2 protein-coding genes are annotated in these 3,627 nt (G+C 71.7%); both read left to right on the top strand.

The window, feature by feature from the left end; all coding sequences use genetic code 11:
- A partial coding sequence (locus tag D8M29_RS09600; protein ID WP_305034226.1) for a S16 family serine protease occupies nucleotides 1-478 on the top strand: 478 nt, incomplete at its 5' end.
- Nucleotides 479-612: 134 nt separating this feature from the next.
- Nucleotides 613-3,627 (top strand): UPF0182 family protein (locus D8M29_RS09595; protein ID WP_148111567.1); only part of this gene is annotated, 3,015 nt, incomplete at its 3' end.

Genomic DNA, 3,627 nt, shown 5'->3' with positions numbered 1-3,627 from the left:
GGTCCGCCGCGACGGCGTGGAGCAGGACCTCGAGGTGCCGGTGGCGGCCGCCCCCGAGGGCGCGCCCCAGCCGTGGCAGATGGGGGCCCTGATCGAGACCGCCTACGACGTCCCGGTGGACGTCGAGCTGACCGTGCCGGACATCGGCGGGCCCTCGGCGGGTCTGATGTTCGCGCTCACCGTGATCGAGCGGCTGACCCCGGGCGCGATGACGGGGGGCGCCCCGATCGCGGGAACGGGCACGATCTCGGGGGACGGCGTCGTGGGTCCCATCGGCGGGATCCCGCAGAAGGTGCGCGGCGCCGCCGAGGCGGGGGCCACGACGTTCCTCGCCCCCACGGCGAACTGCGAGGAGCTGGCCGGCCGTGTGCCCGAGGGTCTGACGGTGTACCCCGTGGACACGCTGGGCCAGGCCCGCGACATCGTCGAGGCGGTGGCCCGGGGGGAGAGCCCGGCCGCCGCCCGGACGTGCGGCTGAGCCGACGCACACCAGGACCACCAGACCACCAGACCACCAGACCACCAGACCACCAGACCGGACGACATGTCCGGGGCGCAGCGCCCCGGACCGGAGCAGAGCCCCGCGGACGCGGGAGGGAAGAGGACAGAGCAGTGAGCTTCGGACAGGGAGGCGGCGGACCGTTCGGCGGCCCGCCCCGTGACGGCGGCGGGACCGCCGGGGGCCAGTCCGGCCCGTTCGGGGCGTTCGGCCCCTTCGGCGGCGCCCCGCGCGGCCCGGGCGACGACGGCGACCGCGGTCCTGGTGGCCCGTTCGGCGGGGGCGGGTCCTCCGCCGCGCGCGGCAGGGGCCGGCCGGGCCGGCCGAGCGCGCTCGTGCTGACCATCATCGCGGTGGCCGTGCTCGTGGGGCTGTTCGTGGTGTTCACGAACGTCTACACGGACGTGCTGTGGTTCTCGCAGCTGGGCTTCACCGAGGTCTTCTGGACCGAGGTCGTCGCCAAGGCCGCGCTGTTCCTGATCGCCGGGCTCGGGATGGCCCTCGCCGTGTGGCTGGCGATCCGCACGGCCTGGCGCCACCGCCCCGCGGACGCGTCCGCGGCCGCGCGGGACTCGCTCAGCCAGGCCCAGCGCCAGCTGGAGCCCATCCGGCGCCTGGTGTTCCTGGGTGTCCCGCTCGTGCTCGGCGTGTTCGCCGGCTCCACCGCGATGAACGGGTGGAACACGGTCCTGCTGTTCCTGAACCAGGTGCCCTACGGCCAGGCGGACCCGGAGTTCGGCCTGGACCTCATGTTCTTCATGGCCACCCTGCCGTTCCTGACGCTCGTGGTCGGGTACCTGATCTCGGTGGTCCTGGTCTCCGGCATCACCGGTCTTCTGGTGCACTACCTGTACGGCGCGGTGCGCGTGGAGGAGGGCGGCGGCGTGCGGATCACCCCGGCGGCGCGCGCCCACATCGGCATCACCCTGGCCGTGTTCCTGCTGCTGCAGGGCGTCAACTTCTGGCTCAACCGCTACCGCACCACGCAGTCGCAGACCGGCAACTGGGCCGGCGCGCTCTACACGGACGTGAACGCGGTCATCCCGACGTCGGCGATCCTGGCGGTCACGGCCGTGATCGTGGCCGGCCTGTTCGTGTGGACGGTGGTCTCGGGCCGGTGGCGGCTGTCGCTGATCGGCACCGCGGTCCTGGTCATCACGGCGCTCGTGGTGGGCACGGCGTACCCCTTCATCGTGCAGGAGTACCAGGTGAAGCCGTCCGAGCGCACGCTCGAATCCCAGTACATCGAGCGGAACATCGCCATGACGCGCGAGGCGTACGGCCTGGACGACGTCGAGGTGACGAACTATGAGGGCGCCACGGACACCGAGGCCGGGGCCCTGGCGGGCGAGGAGGCCAACACGGCCAACGTCCGTCTCATGGACCCGAACCTGATCTCCCAGACCTTCGGGCAGCTCCAGCAGTTCCGTCCGTACTACGCGTTCCCCACCACCCTGCACGTGGACCGCTACGAGGTGGACGGCCAGACGCGGGACACCATCCTGGCGGCCCGTGACGTCAACGTGGACGACTCCCAGTCGTGGGTGAACCGCCACACCATCTACACGCACGGCTACGGCATGGTCGTGGCCGACGCCTCCGAGGTCGCGGCCGGCGGCCGGCCCCAGTGGCTGCTCTCCGAGATCCCCACGCGCGGGCCGCTGGCCTCCGACCAGGACTACGAGCCGCGCATCTACTTCGGGCTCAACTCGCCCTCGTACTCGGTGGTGGGTGCGCCCGAGGGCGCGCCGGCCGTCGAACGCGACCGGCCGCAGACGGCCGACTCCCAGGAGGACACGGCGTACACCTTCTCCGGCGACGGCGGCCCCTCGGTGGGCAACCTGTTCAACCGGCTCGCGTACGCGGTGAAGTTCGGCTCGCCCGAGCTGGTGCTGTCCTCGGACGTGAACGAGGCCTCGCAGATCCTCTACGACCGCGACCCGGCCGAGCGCGTCCGCAAGGTCGCGCCCTACCTGACGGTGGACACCGCCCCCTACCCGGCGATCGTCGACGGCCGCGTGCAGTGGATCGTGGACGCCTACACGACCTCGGACCAGTTCCCGTACTCCACCGCGCAGCAGCTGGGCGAGGTCACGGTGGACTCCCTGAGCCAGGGCCAGAACCCGGCGCTCCAGGGCCGGGTGAACTACATCCGCAACTCGGTGAAGGCGACGGTGGACGCGTACGACGGCTCGGTGTCTCTCTACGCGTGGGACGACCAGGATCCGCTGCTGCAGGCCTGGCAGAACGTCTACCCGTCCTCGCTGCGCCCGTACTCGGAGATGAGCGCCGGACTCCTGGACCACGTCCGCTACCCGGAGGACATGTTCAAGGTCCAGCGCGAGCTGCTCGGCCGCTACCACGTGACCGACGCGGACGACTTCTACGAGAACAACGACGCGTGGTCCGTGCCGTCGGACCCCACGCGCGAGGAGGACGTCAAGCAGCCGCCGTACTACATGACGCTGCAGATGCCCGGCCAGGACGAGCCGGCGTTCTCCCTCACCAGCAGCTACATACCGCAGATCACGGACGGTGCCCAGCAGCGCAACGTGCTCTACGGGTTCCTCTCCGCCGCCGGCGACGCCGGCACGGGGGAGGACGGCGTGAAGGCCGAGGGCTACGGGCAGCTCCGACTGCTCGAGCTGCCGCGGTCCACCACGGTGCCCGGCCCGGGCCAGGCGCAGGCCAACTTCGACTCGAACGCGGACGTCTCGCGGGAGCTGAACCTGCTGCGCCAGGGCGCGTCCGAGGTGCTCAACGGCAACATGATCACCCTGCCGGTGGCCGGCGGCATCCTCTACGTCCAGCCGGTGTACGTCCGCTCCTCGGGCGGCACCACCTACCCGACGCTGCGCAAGGTGCTCGTCTCCTTCGGCGACAAGGTCGGCTTCGCGGACACCCTCCAGGAGGCCCTGGACCAGGTGTTCGACGGGGACTCGGGCGCGGTCACCCCGGAGGAGAAGCAGGCGGAGGCGCCCGCGCCGGGCGAGGAGCCGACGGCTCCGGGCACCGTCGAGGAGGAGCTCTCGGCGGCCCTCGAGGAGGCTCAGGACGCCCTGACCCAGGGCCAGGAGCGTCTGGCCGAGGGCGACTGGGCCGGCTACGGCGAGCAGCAGAAGCGTCTA

It is taken from the genome of Micrococcus sp. HSID17227 (assembly GCF_003989405.1).
GTDB classification, from domain to species: domain Bacteria; phylum Actinomycetota; class Actinomycetes; order Actinomycetales; family Micrococcaceae; genus Micrococcus; species Micrococcus luteus.
Note: the sequence above shows the minus strand (reverse complement) of the source record. Positions and strands in the feature narration are given on the sequence as shown.